Annotated in this window: 20 protein-coding genes and 1 tRNA gene; 13 read left to right on the forward strand and 8 right to left on the reverse strand. The window is 38.4% G+C overall.

All coding sequences use genetic code 11. From position 1 onward, the window contains the following. Window positions 1–28 precede the first annotated feature (28 nt). Window positions 29–1,447, forward strand: coding sequence for a glucuronate isomerase (gene uxaC / locus HDF25_RS19215; RefSeq protein WP_184627760.1), 1,419 nt, complete (start codon window positions 29–31; stop codon window positions 1,445–1,447). Here uxaC and HDF25_RS19220 read toward each other — a convergent pair. Then, window positions 1,444–2,463 (reverse strand): LacI family DNA-binding transcriptional regulator, encoded by a 1,020-nt coding sequence (locus HDF25_RS19220; RefSeq protein ID WP_184627763.1) that lies wholly within the window; start codon window positions 2,461–2,463, stop codon window positions 1,444–1,446. The two genes, uxaC and HDF25_RS19220, sit on opposite strands and share 4 nt — an antisense overlap. A 137-nt stretch (window positions 2,464–2,600) precedes the next feature. Between HDF25_RS19220 and HDF25_RS19225 the strand changes: the two genes are divergently transcribed. Continuing rightward, window positions 2,601–3,482: an inositol oxygenase family protein gene (locus HDF25_RS19225; RefSeq protein WP_184627765.1), complete on the forward strand. Its 882-nt coding sequence runs from the start codon at window positions 2,601–2,603 to the stop codon at window positions 3,480–3,482. 95 nt (window positions 3,483–3,577) lie between these two features. Beyond that, window positions 3,578–5,263, forward strand: a complete 1,686-nt coding sequence (locus tag HDF25_RS19230) for a sodium:solute symporter family transporter (protein WP_184627767.1) — start codon at window positions 3,578–3,580, stop codon at window positions 5,261–5,263. Between the two features lie 15 nt (window positions 5,264–5,278). Here HDF25_RS19230 and HDF25_RS19235 read toward each other — a convergent pair whose 3' ends face one another. The 4 genes from HDF25_RS19235 to HDF25_RS19250 are packed head-to-tail and all read right to left on the reverse strand — an operon-like array spanning window position 5,279 to window position 8,407. Then, the gene (locus tag HDF25_RS19235) at window positions 5,279–5,809 is read right to left on the reverse strand and encodes an adenylyl-sulfate kinase (RefSeq protein ID WP_184627769.1); all 531 of its coding nucleotides are present in this window, start codon (window positions 5,807–5,809) and stop codon (window positions 5,279–5,281) included. Further along, a complete protein-coding gene (locus HDF25_RS19240; protein ID WP_184627771.1) occupies window positions 5,809–6,765 on the reverse strand; it encodes a phytanoyl-CoA dioxygenase family protein in 957 nt (318 codons plus the stop codon). The genes HDF25_RS19235 and HDF25_RS19240 overlap by 1 nt, the downstream gene beginning before the upstream one ends. Further along, complete coding sequence (locus HDF25_RS19245; RefSeq protein WP_184627773.1) at window positions 6,765–7,727, reverse strand: hypothetical protein; 963 nt, start codon at window positions 7,725–7,727, stop codon at window positions 6,765–6,767. Before HDF25_RS19245 ends, HDF25_RS19240 begins: the two co-directional genes overlap by 1 nt. Further along, window positions 7,727–8,407 (reverse strand): aspartyl/asparaginyl beta-hydroxylase domain-containing protein, encoded by a 681-nt coding sequence (locus HDF25_RS19250; protein ID WP_184627775.1) that lies wholly within the window; start codon window positions 8,405–8,407, stop codon window positions 7,727–7,729. Before HDF25_RS19250 ends, HDF25_RS19245 begins: the two co-directional genes overlap by 1 nt. A gap of 86 nt (window positions 8,408–8,493) precedes the next feature. Here HDF25_RS19250 and HDF25_RS19255 point away from each other — a divergent pair, with 86 nt between their 5' ends. From HDF25_RS19255 to HDF25_RS19285, 7 genes are all read left to right on the forward strand, one after another. Beyond that, window positions 8,494–9,057, forward strand: coding sequence for a Crp/Fnr family transcriptional regulator (locus tag HDF25_RS19255; protein WP_184627777.1), 564 nt, complete (start codon window positions 8,494–8,496; stop codon window positions 9,055–9,057). A gap of 67 nt (window positions 9,058–9,124) precedes the next feature. Next, a complete protein-coding gene (locus HDF25_RS19260) occupies window positions 9,125–10,231 on the forward strand; it encodes an MBL fold metallo-hydrolase (protein WP_184627779.1) in 1,107 nt (368 codons plus the stop codon). 10 nt (window positions 10,232–10,241) lie between these two features. Further along, window positions 10,242–11,471, forward strand: coding sequence for an MFS transporter (locus HDF25_RS19265; protein WP_184627781.1), 1,230 nt, complete (start codon window positions 10,242–10,244; stop codon window positions 11,469–11,471). Window positions 11,472–11,551: 80 nt separating this feature from the next. After that, entirely contained in the window at window positions 11,552–12,121 is a 570-nt protein-coding gene (locus HDF25_RS19270; RefSeq protein WP_184627783.1) for a Crp/Fnr family transcriptional regulator, read from the forward strand. 92 nt (window positions 12,122–12,213) lie between these two features. Continuing rightward, window positions 12,214–13,584: an MFS transporter gene (locus HDF25_RS19275; protein ID WP_184627784.1), complete on the forward strand. Its 1,371-nt coding sequence runs from the start codon at window positions 12,214–12,216 to the stop codon at window positions 13,582–13,584. 34 nt (window positions 13,585–13,618) lie between these two features. Then, on the forward strand, window positions 13,619–14,893 hold the full coding sequence (locus tag HDF25_RS19280) for an adenylosuccinate synthase (RefSeq protein ID WP_184627884.1): 1,275 nt from the start codon (window positions 13,619–13,621) through the stop codon (window positions 14,891–14,893). A gap of 17 nt (window positions 14,894–14,910) precedes the next feature. Further along, window positions 14,911–15,702 (forward strand): energy transducer TonB, encoded by a 792-nt coding sequence (locus HDF25_RS19285; protein WP_184627786.1) that lies wholly within the window; start codon window positions 14,911–14,913, stop codon window positions 15,700–15,702. A gap of 82 nt (window positions 15,703–15,784) precedes the next feature. Here HDF25_RS19285 and HDF25_RS19290 read toward each other — a convergent pair whose 3' ends face one another. Together HDF25_RS19290 and HDF25_RS19295 are read right to left on the reverse strand one after the other, a co-directional pair. Next, the gene (locus HDF25_RS19290) at window positions 15,785–16,480 is read right to left on the reverse strand and encodes a LytR/AlgR family response regulator transcription factor (protein ID WP_184627788.1); all 696 of its coding nucleotides are present in this window, start codon (window positions 16,478–16,480) and stop codon (window positions 15,785–15,787) included. Beyond that, window positions 16,477–17,562: a sensor histidine kinase gene (locus HDF25_RS19295; protein WP_221450959.1), complete on the reverse strand. Its 1,086-nt coding sequence runs from the start codon at window positions 17,560–17,562 to the stop codon at window positions 16,477–16,479. Before HDF25_RS19295 ends, HDF25_RS19290 begins: the two co-directional genes overlap by 4 nt. 204 nt (window positions 17,563–17,766) lie before the next feature. Here HDF25_RS19295 and HDF25_RS19300 point away from each other — a divergent pair, with 204 nt between their 5' ends. From HDF25_RS19300 to HDF25_RS19310, 3 genes are all read left to right on the forward strand, one after another. Beyond that, window positions 17,767–17,982: a hypothetical protein gene (locus tag HDF25_RS19300; RefSeq protein WP_184627790.1), complete on the forward strand. Its 216-nt coding sequence runs from the start codon at window positions 17,767–17,769 to the stop codon at window positions 17,980–17,982. Next, entirely contained in the window at window positions 17,982–19,127 is a 1,146-nt protein-coding gene (locus HDF25_RS19305; protein WP_221450960.1) for an acyltransferase family protein, read from the forward strand. The genes HDF25_RS19300 and HDF25_RS19305 overlap by 1 nt, the downstream gene beginning before the upstream one ends. A 213-nt stretch (window positions 19,128–19,340) precedes the next feature. Continuing rightward, window positions 19,341–20,813, forward strand: coding sequence for a serine hydrolase (locus HDF25_RS19310; protein ID WP_184627792.1), 1,473 nt, complete (start codon window positions 19,341–19,343; stop codon window positions 20,811–20,813). A 200-nt stretch (window positions 20,814–21,013) separates the two neighbouring features. On the opposite strand, the gene HDF25_RS19315 is transcribed toward HDF25_RS19310, so the two are convergent. Continuing rightward, window positions 21,014–21,087 (reverse strand) — tRNA-Asp (locus HDF25_RS19315). Window positions 21,088–21,115 lie beyond the last annotated feature (28 nt).

Here is a 21,115-nt window from a genome sequence, read left to right on the forward strand (position 1 = left end):
AGGGGTAATAAACAGAAAATGAGCTAATATGACTGAAGGTAATATCATTACTGAGAATTTTTTATTGACAAACAAAAAGGCTGTATCACTTTATCATGGTTATGCCAAAGACTTACCAGTGATAGACTTTCACAACCATTTATCTCCTTTACTGATTGCTGAGGATAGGAAATTTGAGAATCTGACTGATATCTGGTTAAAAGGGGACCATTATAAATGGAGGGCCATGCGGGCCATGGGGATTGATGAAGAGTTGATTACTGGTAAAGCAGGTGATGCTGAAAAGTTTAAAGCCTGGGCCGGAGTTGTTCCTTCTACTTTAAGAAATCCCTTGTTTCACTGGACCCATATGGAACTTAAAAATCCATTTGGTATTGAAACTTATTTGAACACTGGTTCGGCAGAAAAGATTTATCAGCGCGGAAATGAACTACTTCTCCAGGATGAGTTTTCAGCCCGCTCACTTTTGAGAAATTTCAATGTAGAAATGCTGAGTACAACGGATGATCCTTGTGATGCTTTAAATCATCATCAGCAATTGGCTCAGGAAGGTTTCGAAATAAAGGTAAAACCAACATTCAGACCAGATAAAGTTTTAATGATTACAAGTCCCGGTTCGTTTAAGTCTTATCTTAAACTTTTGGGAGATAAAGCAGGAATAGAGATTACAGATATAGACTCACTGCTGGAAGCCTTAAAAAGAAGAGTTGATTTTTTTGCTGCGCATCAATGTTCAATTGCAGATCACGGAATCAGTGTTTTACCCGGACAATTTGCTTTAAGTGCAAAGCTGGTGCAGGAATTTAAAGTATTCTTAAAATCAGACCAGGCCTTGTTTTCCAATCCTGATGCTTTTGCTGGTTTTGTATTGACTGAACTTTGTAAAATGTATCATGAAAAGGGCTGGGTGCAGCAATTTCATCTGGGGGCTATCAGAAATAACAATAAAAAGATGTTTCATGAGTTAGGTGCGGATGCTGGATTTGATTCGATCGGTGACTATAGGCATGCCGGAAATCTGAATGCATTTTTAAGTCAGTTGAATAAGACTGATCAATTGGCAAAAACGATAGTTTATAATCTGAATCCTTCAGATTTTGAAATGATCGCAACGACAATAGGTAACTTTGCAGACGGAAGGGTAAAGGGCAAAATGCAACTGGGTTCTGGCTGGTGGTTTTTAGATCAGAAGGATGGAATAGAACGACAACTGAATGCGCTTTCGAATATGGGGATAGTCGGTACTTTTGTAGGTATGCTGACGGATTCACGAAGTTTCTTATCGTATTCGCGCCATGAATATTTCAGAAGGATACTATGCAATCTTTTTGGTTCAGATATGGATCAGGGGCTTTTACCTGATGATGAGCAATGGGTAGGCCAGGTCATCCAGGATATTTGTTATTATAATGCTAAAAACTATTTTGGATTAAATCAGGGTGTTTAATTGGTTTTTTGGCCGGAAGAGGCCCTGATAACAAGGTTAGAAGGAATGACTGTCACCTCGTTCAGTACCTGGTTCCGTTTTGATCCCATTGAACTGATCAGAAGTTTTGCCGCTGTCTGACCAATCTGGAATGCGGGCTGGGAAACAGTGGTTAAAGATGGGTTTAAAATTCCGGCTGATGGATTGTTGGAATAGCTGACGAGCTTTAGCTCTCCGGGTATAGTTAAACCTAGTTTTTCACTGGCGATATAGACAGGTAAAGTCAGTTTGTCGACAAGGGAGATTATGCCGTCAGGTCTGTTTTCTGATTTTAACAGGTTGTAAATCTGGGTATAGCTGTTGTCATCTTCCCTGCAAAACAAAATATTGTCTTTACCGGCAGGTATGTTGTTGTCCTGGAGTGCTTTTATGTAACCTGCAATCCGTTGTTTACTGATGATCAGGTTATCGGAAATGGTACACAGGTTTATTTGTTTACAGCCACTATCCAGCAGATGCTGTGTAGCCTGGTAACAACTTTCAAAATCGTTGGTGACTACCTTGGGAACTTCTACCTGTTCCATCATTCTGTCGAAAAAAATTACTGGTATGTTTTCTGGTGCAAATTTGGTGATATGGTCTGCGACAGTTGTTTCTTTGGTAACTGAGATCAATAAACCATCTATTCTTCCTTTTCTGATATATTCCAGTATTTCTTTTTCTCTGTTGTAGTCTTCATGTGTTAAATAGATAAGTACATGATATCCGGCTGTTTTAGCAACTGATTCTATTCCGTTAATAACCAGGGCAAAGAAATGATCCGCTACCTCAGGCAGTACCACGCCTATAGTCTCGCTTTTCCCGGTCCTTAAACTCCTGGCATAGGCGTTAGGGGTGTAATGAAGTGCTGTTGCCAGTTCTCTTACTTTTTGTTTGGTGGGTTCACTGATTTCATAACTGTCCCGAAGTGCTTTTGAAACGGTTGTAACAGATAAATTTAGTTTGTCCGCCAGGATTCTGAGGGTAACATTCTCCATGAGTACTTTATCGTTAACGTAAATAATTACAGGGAAACCGGTTGAATTGAAGATACAAATCTTAATCTTTATATAAGGCAATTGTCTTCGTCTTTATTGAATATTAGTGTTTGTTTTAATGTAACTGGAAATTTAACATGGAAAAAGTAACTAAATCAGATAAATTGAATCCATTGGATTCGCTTGATCAGTGGGAAGATGCACTGTTGTCCCGTTATCCTGATCCCAATTCAATTTCCCAGGATAAAGCTGCGGATGCATTCAGAGATTATGAAAAAACTGAAAAAGCAGCGGTAAAGGAGTTCTACAGATTACAGCATATCAATCAGACTTATGATTTTGTTCAGCAGAAAAGAGCTGAATATTTGAAGTTTAACAGGATGGAAATGTCTGTATGGGAGGCTTTTGAGTTTTTAAACCAACTGGTTGATGATTCTGATCCGGATACTGATCTCGACCAGTTGCAACACTTATTACAAACCAGCGAAGCTATCCGGGCCGCAGGGCATCCTGACTGGATGGTGCTGACCGGACTTTTTCATGATATGGGAAAAGTACTCTGTTTATTTGGGGAGCCTCAATGGGCGGTAGTAGGAGATAGTTATCCGGTCGGTTGTGCCTATTCGGATAAAATTGTTTTCCCTGAGTTTTTTGCCGGGAATGCAGATTCGACTAATCCTTTATACAATACAAAATATGGGATATATGAGCCTGGTTGTGGTCTGGATAAGGTGACAATGACCTGGGGACATGATGAATATGTTTATAATCTGTTAAAAGATTATCTGCCTGAACAGGGATTGTATATGTTACGTTATCATTCTTTTTATCCTCAGCACCGTGAAAATGCCTATGCGCATCTGATGAATGCACACGATAAAGAAATGTTCAAATGGGTAAACCTGTTTAATCCTTTTGATTTGTACTCTAAAAGTGCGGTAGCCCCTGACTGGAAAGTACTCAGGCCTTATTATGAGGATCTGGTTGCCAAATATCTGCCCGCGAAACTGTGGTTCTGATAAACCTGTTCGATTTTTCTTTTTGATTTATTACATTTACCTTGATACAGGGGTAAATGTAATAAACCCTAAATATTCCATCTAATACTAAGCTAATGAATTCAACACTCTCAGCGGGAGGGATAGGCGTCTTTGTGATTTATTTTGTCGTTGTCGCTTTATATGGTTACTACGTTTACAATAAGAAAAATAAAAATCAGACGAATGATTCGAAGAGTTTCTTTCTGGCCGAAGGTTCTTTAACCTGGTGGGCCATAGGGGCTTCAATTATTGCTTCCAATATTTCGGCCGAACAATTTATCGGGATGAGTGGAGAAGGGTTCTTTGCCGGTATTGCAGTTTCTGTTTATGAATGGCTGGGTGCAGCTGTGTTAATCATTGTGGCCATCTTCTTTATGCCGGTATATATTAAGAATAAAATCTATACCATGCCGCAGTTTCTGAAGACCCGCTATAATGGGAGTGTAGCGCTGATTATGAGCGTTTTCTGGATTTTTCTGTACGTCTTTATCAATCTGACTTCAATTTTATATTTAGGTGCGCTGGCGATTAATGGTTTAATAGGAGGCGATTATTTTCATGTGGTCATGGTCTGTCTGGCTGTCTTTGCGATCCTGATTACACTGGGTGGAATGCGGGTTATCGGTTATACTGATGTGATCCAGGTGGGGGTATTGATTATTGGTGGTCTGGCGACAACTTATATGGCGCTCACGATTGTTGGTGAGAAATTTGGTTTGGGCAGTGATGCTATTGCCGGTTTTAATGTCTTGTTAAAGGAGGCGCCTGAGCATTTTCATCTGATGTTCGCCAAACCAAAAGCCGGGGCTTCACAAATGGATATCAATAAGTATCTTATTCTGCCTGCGGTGGGGATGTATGCAGCTGGTCAGTGGATCAGTAACCTGAATTACTGGGGCTGTAATCAGTATATCACGCAACGCGCATTAGGGGCAGATTTGCAGACTGCACGCACGGGTATATTATTTGCCAGTCTGCTTAAGATATTGATGCCGGTTATTGTCATGCTGCCGGGTATTGTCGCTTATGTTTTATTTAAAAGCGGACATATACAACTGTCAGGAGGGAAAGATAATGCGTATTCGGCTATTCTTGGTCTTTTGTCACCGGAATTAAAAGGGCTGGCTGCTGCGGCTTTAACTGCAGCTATCGTGGCTTCTCTTGCGGGCAAGTGTAATAGTATTTCGACAATTTTTACCCTGGATATCTATAAAAAACACATTAATACTGTATCCAGTGAAAAAAGAATGGTCTGGACAGGAAGGATAACAATAGTGATTGCCATGGTGGTTGCAGTGCTTTTTACCTGGAATGACTTATTGGGTATCGGGCGCGCAGGAGGGTATACTTTTGTTCAGAAGTATACCAGTTATATCAGTCCCGGTGTTTTTGCTACTTTCATTTTAGGGATGTTCTGGAAACGTACCAATAGTCTGGCGGCTTTTACAGGAATTATATTTGGATTTTTAATTTCGGTGTTCTTTAATGAGTTTGCAGTGAAGGTGTTCGGCCCGGAGACATTTTTATATACAGCCTTTCCAAATATGGACGGGAAATATGAAATTCCGTTTTTTATCTGTCTGAGCTGGTCATTCCTGATTACAGTACTGGTTATGGTCTGTACGAGTATTTTAGGTCCGAAAATTAATCCTAAAGCTTTTGAGCTGGACGCTGAGATGTTCAGGTTAAAGCCTTCTTCAATAGTGATGATTGTAGCTACAATGTTATTACTGATTGCAATTTATGCGAGGTTCTGGTAAAGAACAGGCTGGCTGTTAGTGTGGTTTCAGGTTTAGGAGGAAACGGGTAGTTAAAGCTACAGTCTCAACAGGACTTAATGTATTTGTATCAAGGATCAGGTTTGCATTTTCAGCATGATCAAATGTATCATTCAGACCAGTCAGGTTATGTATTTTGTCTGCATGTGTATCTGGGAGCATTGCTTTCCGGTAAAGCCCTTTTGTATCCCTCCGAATCAGTGTATTCAGATCACATTTCAGCCAGATTAATAAAGCTCCGTACCTGAGTTTGAGTTTGTCCCTGCCTTCCTGGTAAGGGTTAATTGCTGCTATGAAAATGAAATCATAATCTTTTGAAACGGACCAGGCAAAAGCACCCAGGCGGGAGATGTTCTCCAGACGGTCGGCTTTACTGAAACCAAGATCTTTACAAAGAGTCTGACGATACACATCGCCATCGATGAGTTTTATTTTTAAGTTGTGCTTGTTTCCCCAGTCCAGTAAAGAATTGGATAGTGTGGTTTTGCCAGCACCTGATAAACCTGTAAACTGAATGATATGGCCCATTATAATTTGGAGAAACTTAGGTATTGAACAAATCTCGGCAGCGAAGAGTTATTGGCACTGGCTGCATGAGGAAGGGTATGACGCCAGACTATAATATCACCTTTTTTACCTGGAACGGGTATACGCTGTGCGGTCTCACGCATTGCCAGATGTGCATCTTGGAGGGTTTCAAATGATTTAATCCAATCGTCAAACTGATGATGAAAACCTGGGACCAAAGTAAAGGGGCCTCTGTCTTCAGGGACATCGTCAAGATAAATCAATCCCTGTATATAATATTCTTTACCCTTACTCAGGTCTATATCCCAATGGAGAATATTGTCTTTGAATTTCCATGTTGTTGTTTCTGGTGGATTAAAGCTTAACTTCTCGGTGTTAGGTATGATTTGTTGAGTATCATATAGTTCTGAAAATAGCTGGTGTACCTTTGGATGCCTTCTGATCAGTTCCATGCGGGGTTCCTGATAAACTTGCAGCATTAGTCCCTGGCGATCGGGATGATTAGTATACCAGCTAGAAGGGTCGGAAAGATCTATGTTTAAATGGGTGCATATTAATGTCCTGACATCATCGCAAAGGGTATGATCAATCAGATCGCTTACTTTCAGATAACCTTGTTCTTCCCAGAATTGTAACCGTGCTGGATTAATTATAGCGGGACCTTTATGTGTATCTTCTGTGCCTGAGTTTTGCTGGTCAAGCCAGTTGTTAAACTGGGTTATGTTATGGTCCAGAAAATCTTTTCCTTTAAGGTCTGTTATCCATTCTTTGAAATGATTGAGATCTCTGCATTCCGCATATATAAAATTATAAATTTCAAACTTTCCAAGACCTAAAAAGCTTAGCCAGATATTTTCTGTATGATCATAGTCTGCAGCCAGGGCAGGAACGGAGATTCCGTATTTCCGATTATAGTGGACCTCATAAAAGACAGGAAGGAAAGCGCAATTTATCATTATAGTATACTAAGATTATTATTTAATTGTTCATAGGCGGTGTGACAATGTCTATAGAAGAATTTTTCTCTTTCCTGGTGAGTTTCTGGTTTGAAAATTTCCTTTGATGACTTGCTGTGAAACCCTAAACGGGTATTCATCTTTTCTGGATCCCTGATTGGAATTCCAGTAAACTGGCTGAATGATCCGACCATTTTTTTGCTTCCATCTGCGTAATTAAAGAAGTAGTTTTTAGGATGGGCATCTGCATGGATGTTTTGTAGCTTCAGGAAATACTGTTCCAGTACTTGTGCCGTATAACCATTAAAATCACCACCGAAGCTGGCTGGCTGTTCGGTTTTGAGCAGATTGTTATCAATCATCCCAGGTATGGATTGTAACCCCCGGCGTTTATCGTGTGAAGCAATTATTTCATCTGGCTGACGATAAAGGAAGAAAAATGGGGTTTGTGGATACCATTCCCGCAATAATTCGTAAAAATGAATATGCCAGCTGTCGAGTTTAATAATATAGCTGGTCTCTTTAAAGTTGCGTTTTTGTCCCATAAATTTTATGGCCGACTTAAACCAGACTTCACGGGTCAAAGTACTGAGGTCAGCTTGTTTTTCTGTAGCCCGTAAAATCTCATCAAACAGAGGGGCTTCAGCAATTACAATATTTTCTTCAGGGTCTGCGAAAGCCTGGGACAATAGGGTAGACCCGCAACGCGAGACATGAAAAATGAATGAACTGGGAGCCAGTGATTCCAGATCCTGACCTGCCACGGGTAGAAAATCTGGAGTGGAGAAACTCTCTAAATTAGATTTTTCTATTTGTTGACATCTGCAGCTTTGGATGGTTTCATCAAAAAATGGATGGATCATCCGGATATTCTCCAGATGCATCCATTTCAAAGTCCAGTCGTCCTGGGCTGAATGGCTGAGCTTGAAGGGTATCCAGTTTGCTATTAAAGATCTTTGCATTAGTGTTCTGCTTTGAGAGTCGCAATCAGGTTTCTGGCAGTATCGGTGTTCATCTGCTCTAAATTTTCTATCATTCTGGCCTTTGTTTCCGGATCATAACTATCCGAAGTGCTTCTTCTGGAAAGATCGTAACCATGGGCTTCAAATAAGCGGTCTGTCCAGTCGTTGCGGATTCCGTCGATAATTAAATGAACTCTTGGCGTACTTCCGGCATTAATGATACTATGCGTTACACTAAAATCAATATACCAGCATTCACCTGCATCCAGATGAAGTTTCTCCTGTTCAATGGTGAAATGCACATCCGGATTGGTTACAATAGGGATATGTATTCTGAATATACCATCATGATAGGCACATCCCAGGTCTTTGTGGGGTTTGATATGGCTATCCGGTGCCAGGTATAAAAGGCGTATGGCTTCTTTCTCACATTGCCACGAATCCAGAATTTCTTTAGTATAAGGCATCAATCCGAGCACTGGGGTATCCTGGTAAATTCCATTTGGATGTGCATGAATATCATTGCTTTTTCCGCTGGCAGAACGTAAAGAAATACTTCGCCAATCCCCATTATAGTCCTGGGTATTAAAGTGTAAAGGCCATTCTTCCTTTAAAGCATATCCGAGTTCAGTGTTGAGCTTTTCTACATGATATGCACCGGAAAATTTTATATAATTCATCTGGTATATTAAGAGCAAGCTAAATATAAGATATTAGTGGTGGAATATTTTTGATATTGTGTACAAAAACATAATTAAATTGACCTATGGATCTGCTTTTTCAATATTTTAAAAAATATAACCAGCTTTCTAAAGAGGCTGAGGAAGCTATTGCAGCAATCAGTAGCATCCAGCAAATAAAAAAAAACAAGGATCTGCAGCCTATCGGGCATACCTGCAAAACAATTTATTTTATCAATAAGGGGATGGCCCGTATCTATTATTTTAAGGATGGTGTAGATATTACGGAGAGTTTTGCTTTTGAAAATAATACCCTCACCAGAGTAGAGAGCCTGTTTACTGGAAAGCCAAGCCGAAAAGCAATCCAGATTCTGGAAGATAGTGAACTGGTTGCCATCAGCTCGGTTAAATTATTCGAATTATATGACAGGTTCCCGGAAATAGAAAGATTGTTCCGTCGGATTTTTGAGGCTGCTTATGTAGATACTGTTAACAGGATTGAAGGGATGCAGTTTCATTCTGCGGAGGAAAGATATAATGCTTTACTGAGTGAGGCACCGGGTGTTTTATTAAGAGTTCCGTTAAAGTATATTTCTTCCTATCTGGGGATTACCCAGGTAAGTCTCAGCCGGATCAGGGGAATGCGTTGATTATTTATCTTATGTTAAACAGATAGCCATTTATTGCCACCAATTTTGTAACAGAAGAACTCAAAATATGGAAGTGATCAATGAAATTGATACCAATACGCTCAGGAACTGGTTGGAAGAAGGTAAAAATATCTCTGTATTGGATATCAGAGAAACTCAGGAACGTAAGGAATGGTTTATTCCGGGAAGTATTCATTTTGATGCTTATGTGAAGCTCAAAGCCAATGATCCGGCTGCCTTGGAAGGTTTGCATCTCGATAAAACAATCCCTGTAGTGACCGTGTGTGCAGGAGGGAAAACGAGTTTAATAGCTGCTGATCTTTTACAGAAGCAAGGTTACAAAGTCTATTCGCTGGCAGGGGGAATGAAAGGCTGGAGTTTATCCTGGAACACGGCTAAGATCACAATGCCTGATTTTGAAGTTATCCAATTCAGAAGAACAGGTAAAGGTTGTCTTTCTTATCTGGTTATTTCGGGTGAGGAAGCTATTCTGGTGGATGCGTCTTTACCATTGGAAGCTTATCAGGAAATATTACTTCAAAATAACCTCCGGCTGAAGTATGTTATAGAGACACATATTCATGCAGATCATCTTTCAAGATCAAAGGAAATAGCAGCTTATAACGGGGTTCCTTTATATCTGCCGGTACCTAATCAGGTGAGGTTTGACTTTAAACCGGTAGATGAAGCAACGGTTTTTAATGTTGGGAACATAGTTGTTACAGCTATTCATACTCCAGGGCACACTTTAGAGAGTACGTGTTATCTCATAAACAGTAAAGTATTACTTTCGGGAGATACTCTTTTTGTGGATGGTGTGGGCCGGCCTGACCTGAAGGCTGATCATGAGGTTGCCAAACAAAAATCAAAAATGCTGTACAGGTCTTTAAATAGACTGCTGGGCCTGGACGAACAAATCATTGTCTTACCTGCGCATACCAGTCGACCAGTTGATTTTGATCAGGCAATGATCCAAAGTACTATAGGATTTGTCAAGAGGAATGTTGAGATCCTGAAACTGAACGAGGAAGACTTTATCAGCGCTATTCTGCAACGTATTCCTCCGACTCCAGACAATTATCTGGAAATTGTAGCTAAAAACCTTAAAGGTGATTTCAGTGATATTAACCCTGTTGACCTGGAAGCAGGTGCAAACAGATGTGCTATTTCTTAAATATACAGCTATGGAAATACAATTGGGATTAAGAGAAAACTGGAAGCAATTCTGGCTGTTGGTTTTGATCAATGGTTTGGTTGGCGGAATGATTGGTTTGGAAAGAACATTACTTCCTGAGATTGCGGCTAAGGAATTTCATCTGACGTCAACCTCGGTTATGCTTTCGTTTATTATCGTATTTGGTTTGTTTAAGGCTATAACTAATTATTTTACAGGGGTATTTGCTAACAGGTTTGGAAGAAAAAAACTCCTGGTTTTTGGCTGGCTGATTGGTTTACCTATTCCATTTATATTGATGTATGCAGACAGCTGGAACTGGATTATTGTTGCAAATGTCTTATTAGGTATTAATCAGGGCTTAACCTGGAGCAGTACCGTGACCATGAAAATCGATCTCGTAGGAGAGAAGGAGAGAGGTTTTGCAATGGGACTAAATGAATTTGCAGGATATGCTGCTGTTGGACTTGTCGCGTTGATAACGAGTGTTATTGCCGGACATTACGGGCTGAGACCTTATCCTTTTATAATTGGAATTGTGCTTGCGGTTATGGGAACTGTATTGTCATTCTTTTTGGTGAAGGATACTTCTGCTTATGTGAAGAAAGAAATGCTCCAGCATAAAAATGTTCCGCTTTTGAAGAATGTATTTGCTGAAACATCCTGGTCTCATAAAAATTTAGGTACAGTTACTCAGGCAGGGCTGATCAACAACCTCAATGATGCAATGGTATGGGGAATAATGCCTGTTTTATTAGTCCAGAAAAACTTCAGCATTGAACAGATAGGGATTATAACGGCAATTTATCCTGTAGTATGGGGTTTCGGACAATTGATAACCGGGAAATTAGCGGATATCTATTGTAAGAAGGATTTGCTTTTTCTGGGAATGTTAATGCAGGGTATTGCTATTATAATGATCCTTTTTTCTCATCATATTATACACTATATCATTATTTCAACGGTATTGGGCATTGGGACAGCGATCGTTTACCCTACTTTTTTATCTGGGATAGCCGAAGATACCAATCCACAACAGCGGGCACAAAGTTTAGGTATATTCCGCTTCTGGAGAGATCTGGGTTATGTTCTCGGGGCTTTAATTACAGGAGTTTTTACTGATTTGATTAGTATCGGTTTTTCTATTGTGCTGATCGGAATTCTGACTGTTATTTCTTCGGTAATTATACAATATAGAATGTATTGCAGATCAGGAGCCAGGCGGGTATTGATCCCGTAATTTTTACGGGCAGATTATCAAGGCCATAAAACTTGTCAAATGACAATTTTATATCAACTATGTTTCTTTATTTTTGAATAATGGAAGAACTGATTAACTACCTTCTTCAATTTGGACAATTGAATGAATCACAATGTGCTTTGATTCAATTGAAAGCACATCGTAAAAAGATAAAAAAAGGAACATACTTTTCAGAGGCTGGTAAAGTTGCCAGAAATATAGGGTATGTTACGGACGGTGTTTTCAGGATCTGTTATTACAGTAAAACTGGTGAAAGTTTTACACGGTACTTTGTTTATGAGAATCGCTTTGTTGCGGATATTAATAGTTTTATTGATGAATTGCCTTCAGCAGAATATATTGAGGCTGTTACTGACTGTGAAATTCTTGTGTTTTCAAAAAAGGACTTTACCGAACTCTCTTTAACAATACCTGGCTGGAGTGATATTTTTTCTAAAATCACTTCTTATGTGATGGAAAATAAAATGAGAGCAAGTAGTAATATGCTGGTACAGGATGCCCAGACGAGGTATTTACATTTTTTAGAACATTATCCGGGATTAACTAATCGTATTCCGCAACTCATGCTGGCTTCTTATTTAGGAATTACTGCATCTTCACTCAGTCGTATCAGAAAAACTATTGTTTAGCTGTTTTTATTGTCAATTGACAATTGCGAAATATCATTTTATGCTGAGCTTTGTGACGTTAATAAAAGGACAATGCCTTATCTTCTAGCTAAATGAGTTTAAACGATACACAAAAGCCAGTCTATGGCTTGACAATAATAGTGACCAGTCTCGCCTTCGTCGTAGCTCAACTAGATGTCTCGATCGTAAATATTGCCTTGCCACAGATTGCAGACACCTTTAAAGTAGATATTAGCGTATTACAGTGGATCGTTGATGGCTATACGCTTGCATTTGCTGTATTGATGTTATCGGCAGGAAATCTAAGCGATCTTTTTGGGGCCAAGCATCTTTTTCAGCTTGGGATGCTGCTTTTTGGTATTGCATCTGTAGCTTGCGGGTTTGCAACTAGTCCATTTAGTCTGATTGCGGCCAGGGTATTTCAGGGTATAGGTGCAGCAATGATGATTCCAAGTTCACTGGCTATTCTAAACCAGACTTTTGCTGATATACCCGGTAGGAGAGCAAAAGCAATTGGTTTGTGGACGGCAGCAGGTAGTGCAGCCATTGCTGCAGGGCCAATAGTTGGTGGGGTGCTTATTAAACTCAGTGACTGGCGTTTTATATTCTTTATCAATGCTCCGCTCTGTCTTGCGGGTATATTACTTACTTTTCGCCTTAAACAACAGCGAATACCAACTCTGGTCAAAAAGTTTGATTTTTCTGGCCAGATAACCTGGATGCTTTCTATTACGTTGCTGATTGCGGCAGTTATAGAATGGTCTAAACTGGGATTTACTAATCCATTAATTTACGGAAGTTTGTTGCTTGGGGTCATTTCCTTTATTGTTTTCTTAATACTAGAAAATAGAAGTAGTTATCCAATGCTGCCCTTGAACCTTTTCAATTCAGCTTCCTTTAACGTATTGTTAATGTTAGGCGCGGTTCTCAATGGTTTTTACTATGGCACAGTGTTTATCCTTAGTCTTTATCTGCAAAACATACTACACTATCCACCGCTTACAGCTGGCCTTGCCTTTTTACCGCTGACTGCAGGGTTTGTAATCTCTAATTTATTAAGCGGTAATGTTATCAATCGTTATGGTATACGGATACCTATCATGATTGGCTTAAGTTTGTTTGGGTTAGGCTTTTTTGGTCTCTTTACAGCTGGTCTCCATACGTCTTTCTGGCAATTATCGGTTCCCTTCCTGCTTATTTCTTTGGGCATGGGCTTGTCTGTTCCCGCTATGACAAACGGTATTCTTGCCAGTGTAGATAAAACACTTTCAGGAACCGCCTCAGCTGCTTTAAATACAGTAAGGCAGGCCGCCGGGGCAATTGGTGTAGCTGTTTTTGGTGCTATTGCAGCACATGGTGGTATGGCAATTTTGCATACAATAACAGTAAGTGTCACAGCCGCTATTGTTTGTACAATCCTTATTATTTTAATGAGCCATAAGTATCTGAACAAAGGTATTTAATGTGTTTGAATCTCCCAATAAATTAAATATTATGATGAATGTTGATGTTCTGTTAGGCCTCCAGTGGGGCGATGAAGGCAAAGGAAAAATTGTTGATGTACTTAGTGCTGGTTACGACTTAATTGCCCGTTTTCAGGGTGGCCCCAACGCAGGGCATACTTTAGAGTTTGATGGTAAAAAGTTTGTGTTAAACACCATTCCGTCGGGTATATTTTTCGATAACACAATGAATTTGATTGGTAATGGGGTAGTGATTGATCCGATTGCTTTAGTTAAGGAAATCGATATGCTTAAAATTGCGGGCCATGATTTACTGGTTAAAGGTAATTTAATGATATCCAGAAAAGCACATCTGATCTTGCCTACACACTTGTTACTGGATGTTGCATCAGAGCAAAAGTTGGGGGAGGACAAAATAGGTTCAACGTTGAAAGGTATTGGCCCTGTTTATATGGACAAGACCGGCCGTAATGGATTGCGGATAGGTGATATTACCTTACCAGATTTTGAAGAGCGTTACCAAAAATTGGTAACAAAACATACAGCTTTGCTTGGCACTATGTATGGTGAAGTAGTAGATTTTAGCGAAAGAGAGGAAGCGTTCTTCGCAGCCCTCAAAATTTTAAGCCAGTTTCCATTGGTAGATTCTGAGCACATCGTGAACAGCTATCTTAAACAGGGAAAGAAAGTTTTGGCAGAAGGTGCACAAGGTACATTGTTAGATATTGATTTTGGTTCTTATCCCTTTGTTACGTCTTCTAATACAACAACTGCCGGCGCCTGTACAGGTTTAGGGATTGCGCCCGGTAAAATTGGTGAGGTCATAGGAATTTTTAAAGCTTATTGTACTCGTGTAGGGGGAGGTCCGTTTCCTTCTGAATTGACTAACGGAACTGGCGAAGAAATACGCCGGACGGGAAAAGAATTTGGTGCGGTAAGTGGTCGTCCACGTCGTACGGGCTGGATAGATTTGCCAGCCTTAAAATATGCCATTATGCTAAATGGTGTTACTCAATTGGTCATGACAAAAGCAGATGTATTGAGTGGTTTCGAGAAGATATATGTCTGCACGCATTATCATCATCAGGGTGAAGTAATTGATTACATGCCCTATGATATTTGTTCAGCCAAACCAGAGCCGATATTAAAGGAAATAGATGGCTGGAATGAGGATATTATGGGGATAACCGATACCTTACAGATTCCTGCAAAGTTGATGGCTTATATTGACTTTTTACAAAAAGAACTGGAGGTGTCAATTAAATATTTGTCTGTTGGTCCTGACCGTAGACAAACCATAAGTTTATAAGAAAAAAAACTGTTTAGATGTTTGTGGATTTATCTATTCCGAAACATCCTATAATTATGACAAAGATTTTTAATACTATCGCTTTTCTGCTTTTATCGCTTCATTTATTTGCTCAAGAACCAGAAACTCAAATTATGCGGATGGATACCATAAATGTCCGGGGGAAAATAATTGCAGTAGATGGAAGTAAGGTTTCCAATGTTTGGGTTCAAAGCAGAACACCAAACAAAAAATATTTCCATGGTCTTAATGAAAGCACATCTACGGATAGTTTGGGTAATTTTGTGCTTAAAGGGTTAAAACCGACTGATACGCTTAGCTTTAGGGCCTCAGGCTCGGACTATACTTTCATCAATCATGGAAGCAGATATATCACTATTAAAATAGCCCCCGTGGCTTTAAGAGCTGGTGGTGCGGATAATCCTCAAATTACTGCAAGGCGTATCAATAAAAAAAAGGATGTAAATTTTATCTTAGCTAAGGATAATAATATTTATTGTTTTGGGCCAACAGATCATGCAGGATTTCCAGGAGGGACGAAAAATTTCGTCCGATATGTAAACAAGAATCTGGTTTACCCCTTATCAGCAATTAAAAATAACATCGAAGGTAATGTGACAGTAGAGTTTTCTGTTGCTAAGAATGGTGATGTCTTTACTCCAAAAATTATAAATGGTCTGGGATATGGTTGTGATGAAGCAGCTGTAAATGCCATTTTAAAAAGTCCAAGATGGATACCCGGTTTTGAGAATGGTAAAGCTGTTACCTCTACTTTCCAAATAGATGTCTCATTTAAAATTGAAGACTAATTTATGGGAGAGGCCCTGTCAATAAATTAGTCCCGTAATTTTTTAAATCTTCTTAATGCGATTCATTAAGAAAGCAATGCAATTATCTTAAGGCTGCATCCACACTCTGCTTGTACAGGGGGCCAATGGGAATTTCTTTTTTACCTAGCTCAACTATTGATGGAGAAAAGGAGGTTATTTTTTCTGTATTGACTATAAATGAACGGTGAACACGAAGAAAGCGATGGTTTTGAAGCTCAATTTCTATGCTGCTAATTTTATATTTAATGGTCAATTCATTTTCGGTAGTTGAGACCTTAATATAATCTCTGATACTTTCAATGTATATTATATCTGCAACATTGATTTTATAATTTTTGACCCCTGATTTTAATATAATAAAAGGTATTTCCGGAGCAGTTGCAGCGATATTAACAGGTTTGTAATTCTGTCGGAGATAACGTTCAATGGCCTTAAAAAAACGATCGAAAGTAATAGGTTTAAGAAGATAATCGACAATTTCTAAATCATAGCTTTCTAGTGCAAATTCCCGATAAGCTGTAGTGAAAATAGTTTGTGGTGGTTTTTTTATCATTTTTAAAAAATCAATCCCTGAAAGTTGGGGCATTTGAATATCCAGAAATAATAGATCTATAGCGTTGTTTGATAATATAGACAATGCTTCGACTGCATTTGAACAAGTCGCAACTACTTCAAAATTGTCAAAGTGCCCTAAATGTGTTTCCAATAACTCTATTGCCAGCGGTTCGTCGTCTACTAAAAGGCATTTTACCTTCATAAATTGATTTCCAGCTTTACTAAAAATTGATTTTCCATTCTTTTTATTGTTAAAATATGGTTACTTCCATATAACAGATCCAATTGCCTTGAAATATTATCCAGGCCAATTTTTTCTAAATTACTATTTGTTTTATTGTATCTCGTGGTATTAACTATTTCAAACATAATAGAGCGATCTGTAGATGCGATGCTGATATGAATTTCTGGATTTCCTATATCACTTCCTGCACCATGTTTAAATGCATTTTCAACCAGAGAGATTAAGATCAGTGGGGCAATCATGGCATTAGATTTTATCTGAGTATTAAAACTCAATATCAGCCTGTCATTATATCTTAGCTTTTCAAGCTCAATATAATCTTTAAGTAATTCAATTTCTTGTTTAAGTGGTACTAAGGCCGAATTGCTTCGATATAATATATAATCCAGAATGGCTGATAAACGACCTATAGAATCTGATGTTTTAGGGGAGTTTTTTAAAGAGAGAGCGTAAATATTATTCAGTGTATTAAATAGGAAATGTGGGTTTAACTGTGCTTTTAGCTGTTTGAGTTCGCTTTCCACTTTATCCTTCTCCAGGGATAGTGTTTTCTTTTGCATTTCATTTTGCATGACTAAAAGTTTCAGTGCAAGAAACAGGAATGCTATTGAAAAATTCTCATAAAAATACACCTTAAATAACTTATAGAGATCAGTACAGATCTCTATAATAGATTCTTGTTCAGGACATTCAAAACAAACAATGTGATGTGCAAATTGAAACGGTTCTGCCCCATAGACAATGATGATTCTTGAAGCAACACAGATCAGATAAGCAAAAATGATAAAATATATTATAGTTAAAAAGTACCTTTTTGTGTAGAGTAGCGCAGGAATAGTTACATAACTTAAAAAATATGCTGATGGAATTCGCGTGATCAGTAAGGCTATGGCATTAACCAGAGTGTAACTGAAAGACCATTCTACACCACCCATATCGTTTCTGCTGATTGAAAACAGCAGGATGATAATCCAGAAAAAAAGATGTGCTTGTAAGCGATGTCCTTTAAAATAGAGGAAGAGATTATTTAGGAAATTCATTGCGAACAAATGTATCAAATTGAAAGAGCAAGAATTTCAAAAAAGACGAAAACTCTAAATTCAATGATGGATAGCTGAAAAATAGGTACGAATATGTTTATGGGTAAAACAGCAATATCCGGCATTGAATGTTTGTTTCTGTCATCACCTCGTTTTCACTCTTATTTCAATAAATACATTCGTAGAATACTTAAAGAATAATGAATGAAAAAAGTAATGACACTCCTTACAATTATCCTGTTTTCTGCTTTTGCGCATGCTCAGCAACTAAAAAATGCAGATAGACATGCTCCGATTTATAAACTGATCAATTCCTTCATGGAATCGATCATCAAAAAGGATACTTCAAATTTGGCTTCTCTTTTTATGGACAGGGTAGCATGGGTCAATGTTCAGACGAAAGAGCCCCTTAAAAAGTAATGATGAACTCCAAAGCACCTATAAATGACAGGCTTCATGGTCTTGATCATTTAAGAGCCTTCGCTATTATTTTCGTTTTTATTTTTCATTATGGCAGGCTTTTTTACGCTCCACAGTCTTTGATATCTATAGGTAAATTTGGATGGACAGGAGTAGATCTCTTTTTTGTATTAAGTGGGTATTTAATTGCATCACAATTGTTTACAGGGATTTTAATAAAGGGAATTAATCTTCGTATCTTTTTTACTAAACGTATCTTCAGGATCATTCCCGTCTACCTGGTTATACTATTGCTTTATTTTCTCTTTCCGTCTCTCAGAGAACGAGAAGCGCTTGCGCCACTATGGAAATATCTTACATTCACTCAAAATATAGGACTTGATTTACGTAATCAAGGTACATTTTCTCATGCCTGGTCGCTTTGCATTGAAGAACAGTTTTACTTATTATTTCCTTTGATACTTTGGATACTTGTTTATTTCAGACGGATAAATAAAATATTTATACTGTTGCTTATTTTGTTTCTATCTGGCTTTATTTTCCGTCTGTATACATGGACAAATTTTGTAAGTCCTTTTAAAGGAACAGATATATTTTGGTTCTACTGGTATAAATGGATTTATTATTTGACTATATGTAGGTTAGACGGTTTGATTACAGGCGTACTAATCGCTGCGATATTCGAATTTAAGCCGGTATATCGAATTAGGATTCAACCATTTGGAAACCATTTACTGATCATTAGTGCTCTGGTTCTGACAGCTGCTTTTTACCTATGTGAAAATGAAGGGTCATTCTCTGCCTCAATCTTTGGTTTTCCATTAGTAAGCCTGGGTTATGGTCTAATGGTGCTCGGAGCACTCTGTCCAGGCAGTTTGTTATACAATCTCAGATCCCGTGCCACGCAAAAAATTGCGGATCTGTCATTTGCTATTTATCTTAGTCATAAAATAGTTTTACACCTGTCCCAATCTGTATATCTTTCATTGGAGAAAGATAGTTGGATGATGTTTGCAATTGGTGTATTAGCCACTATAGCGGTAGCCTATGTCTTAAACGTGTTAATTGAGAAACCATTTTTAAGAGTTAGAAATATTGTAATTAAACGGATGGATTTTTTAGCGGACGGCGGAGAATGTAAGTGAAATTCCTGTTCAATTATTTCTTCTATATCATTTTCGAACATATAGTGTATCATAAGCGAACATCATTTTTTTATTCAATATGCTGATAGATAATTGATTAGGTAACTGGCACGAAGTTGGACTCAATCGCTACAAATAAAATCAACTATGATACTTTCAACCGAAAAATCAAAAAAAGCAATATTGAATCATTCCACAATCTTGAGAAAATCAATGTTAATTACCCTATTAACAATTGTTTTAATAGGAAGTTCTTCTGCTTACGGACAGGAAAACAAGTCCTCTTCGCTTTATCAAATCATAAAAAACCGGGATAGTCTTTTGTTCAGTGTTGGTTTTAATACATGCAGTTTACCACAGTTTGAAAACTTATTAAGTGATGATTTTGAATTTTACCATGATCAGGCAGGTATTACATTATCCAAAGAAGCTTTTGTCAACAGTATGAAAAACAATGTATGTGGTTTAAATTATAAGGCCCGCAGAGTATTGGAGGATGGAAGTATGGAGGTGTATCCCCTAAAAAAGAACGGGATAATTTATGGTGCTATTCAAACTGGTATTCACCGGTTTTATGCACTTGAACCAGGCAAACCAGAATATTTCACCAGTCGGGCAAAATTTACTCATGTATGGAACCTACTAAATGGCGAATGGAAACTTTTGAGAGGTTTAAGCTATGATCACCAGGAAACTGAATTTTCACCTCCTGTTTTTGAAGATCCGATAAAAATGAATGCATGGTTGAAAGAAAATAATGTTCCGGCTTTAGCAATTGGTCTGATCAGAGATGGTAATTTACAGGAGATTAAGATATACGGAGAGCTTGATAAGGGGAAGCCTGTTTCATATAATTCCATTTTTAATGTAGCATCACTTACAAAAATGGTCACCACAATGCTTACCCTCAAATTGGCCAGCAAAGGAAAATGGAATTTAGACGAACCACTTTACAAATATTGGACAGATCCTGATATAAAGGCTGATCCACGCAGTAAGAAAATCACTACTCTAAATATCCTTACTCAGAAAAGTGGCTTCCCGAACTGGCGTAGGGAACTGAGTACAGGCAAGCTTGCTTTCCAATTTGAACCAGGAACAAAATACCAATATTCAGGTGAAGGATTTGAATATCTTCGACATGCGTTGGAAAGTAAATTCCATAAATCTTTAGATCAGCTGGCAGATGAGATTATTTTCAAACCACTTGGTATGACTGATAGTCATTATATATGGGATAGCCATATGGATGAATCGAGGTTCGCTATTCCTCATGACAGCAAAGGAAATGCGTTACCAATTGAAAAAAACACTACTGCCAGCGGAGCGGATCAATTAAAAACTACGATAGCAGATTATGGAAAATTCTTAATTGCCGCAATCAACGGTGAAGGTTTATCAAAAAAGATAGCTGAACAAATGGTTAGCCATCAGACAAAGACAAAAGACAACCGTTACATAGGCTTGGGTTGGTTTATTTATGACCAATTAGGTGATGGAGAATATGCCATTTCCCATGGTGGCGATGACCCTGGTGCACATTCCATTTTTTTCCTTCTACCTAAGTCCGGTAATGGGGTGATTATTTTTACCAATTCAGATAACGGCCCAAAACTTTACGCAGATATTTTAAAAAATTACCTGAAAGACAAGGGGAAAGCAATAATTGATATTGAAATGAAATAAATACATTCTTCCTTTATATTTTAATACCGAGCTTGTTTTCTTCTGATTAAAACTCACATAAATTGTAGTAATTAGTGCAATGGTTTGCCTGCATTGATCCACTGGTAATATGAGAAAAACTGAATATTTTGGGAGGTCTGTAAATCAAAAGAGCCCTTAATTATATAATTAAGGGCTCTTTAATGTTTTATCTAATTTTGCGGACCGGACGGGACTCGAACCCGCGACCTCCGCCGTGACAGGGCGGCATTCTAACCAGCTGAACTACCGGTCCGTTTCCCCTTTCGGGGCTGCAAAGATAG

Origin of the sequence: Pedobacter cryoconitis, assembly GCF_014207135.1 — a bacterium.
Taxonomy (GTDB): Bacteria; Bacteroidota; Bacteroidia; order Sphingobacteriales; family Sphingobacteriaceae; genus Pedobacter; species Pedobacter cryoconitis_D.

Coding starts and splice junctions, on each gene's coding strand:
- uxaC (WP_184627760.1), top strand. CDS start 29: ATGACTGAAGGTAATATCATTACTGAGAATTTTTTATTGACAAACAAA.
- HDF25_RS19220 (WP_184627763.1), bottom strand. CDS start 2,463: ATGGAGAATGTTACCCTCAGAATCCTGGCGGACAAACTAAATTTATCT.
- HDF25_RS19225 (WP_184627765.1), top strand. CDS start 2,601: ATGGAAAAAGTAACTAAATCAGATAAATTGAATCCATTGGATTCGCTT.
- HDF25_RS19230 (WP_184627767.1), top strand. CDS start 3,578: ATGAATTCAACACTCTCAGCGGGAGGGATAGGCGTCTTTGTGATTTAT.
- HDF25_RS19235 (WP_184627769.1), bottom strand. CDS start 5,809: ATGGGCCATATCATTCAGTTTACAGGTTTATCAGGTGCTGGCAAAACC.
- HDF25_RS19240 (WP_184627771.1), bottom strand. CDS start 6,765: ATGATAAATTGCGCTTTCCTTCCTGTCTTTTATGAGGTCCACTATAAT.
- HDF25_RS19245 (WP_184627773.1), bottom strand. CDS start 7,727: ATGCAAAGATCTTTAATAGCAAACTGGATACCCTTCAAGCTCAGCCAT.
- HDF25_RS19250 (WP_184627775.1), bottom strand. CDS start 8,407: ATGAATTATATAAAATTTTCCGGTGCATATCATGTAGAAAAGCTCAAC.
- HDF25_RS19255 (WP_184627777.1), top strand. CDS start 8,494: ATGGATCTGCTTTTTCAATATTTTAAAAAATATAACCAGCTTTCTAAA.
- HDF25_RS19260 (WP_184627779.1), top strand. CDS start 9,125: ATGGAAGTGATCAATGAAATTGATACCAATACGCTCAGGAACTGGTTG.
- HDF25_RS19265 (WP_184627781.1), top strand. CDS start 10,242: ATGGAAATACAATTGGGATTAAGAGAAAACTGGAAGCAATTCTGGCTG.
- HDF25_RS19270 (WP_184627783.1), top strand. CDS start 11,552: ATGGAAGAACTGATTAACTACCTTCTTCAATTTGGACAATTGAATGAA.
- HDF25_RS19275 (WP_184627784.1), top strand. CDS start 12,214: ATGAGTTTAAACGATACACAAAAGCCAGTCTATGGCTTGACAATAATA.
- HDF25_RS19280 (WP_184627884.1), top strand. CDS start 13,619: ATGAATGTTGATGTTCTGTTAGGCCTCCAGTGGGGCGATGAAGGCAAA.
- HDF25_RS19285 (WP_184627786.1), top strand. CDS start 14,911: ATGTTTGTGGATTTATCTATTCCGAAACATCCTATAATTATGACAAAG.
- HDF25_RS19290 (WP_184627788.1), bottom strand. CDS start 16,480: ATGAAGGTAAAATGCCTTTTAGTAGACGACGAACCGCTGGCAATAGAG.
- HDF25_RS19295 (WP_221450959.1), bottom strand. CDS start 17,562: ATGAATTTCCTAAATAATCTCTTCCTCTATTTTAAAGGACATCGCTTA.
- HDF25_RS19300 (WP_184627790.1), top strand. CDS start 17,767: ATGAAAAAAGTAATGACACTCCTTACAATTATCCTGTTTTCTGCTTTT.
- HDF25_RS19305 (WP_221450960.1), top strand. CDS start 17,982: ATGATGAACTCCAAAGCACCTATAAATGACAGGCTTCATGGTCTTGAT.
- HDF25_RS19310 (WP_184627792.1), top strand. CDS start 19,341: ATGTTAATTACCCTATTAACAATTGTTTTAATAGGAAGTTCTTCTGCT.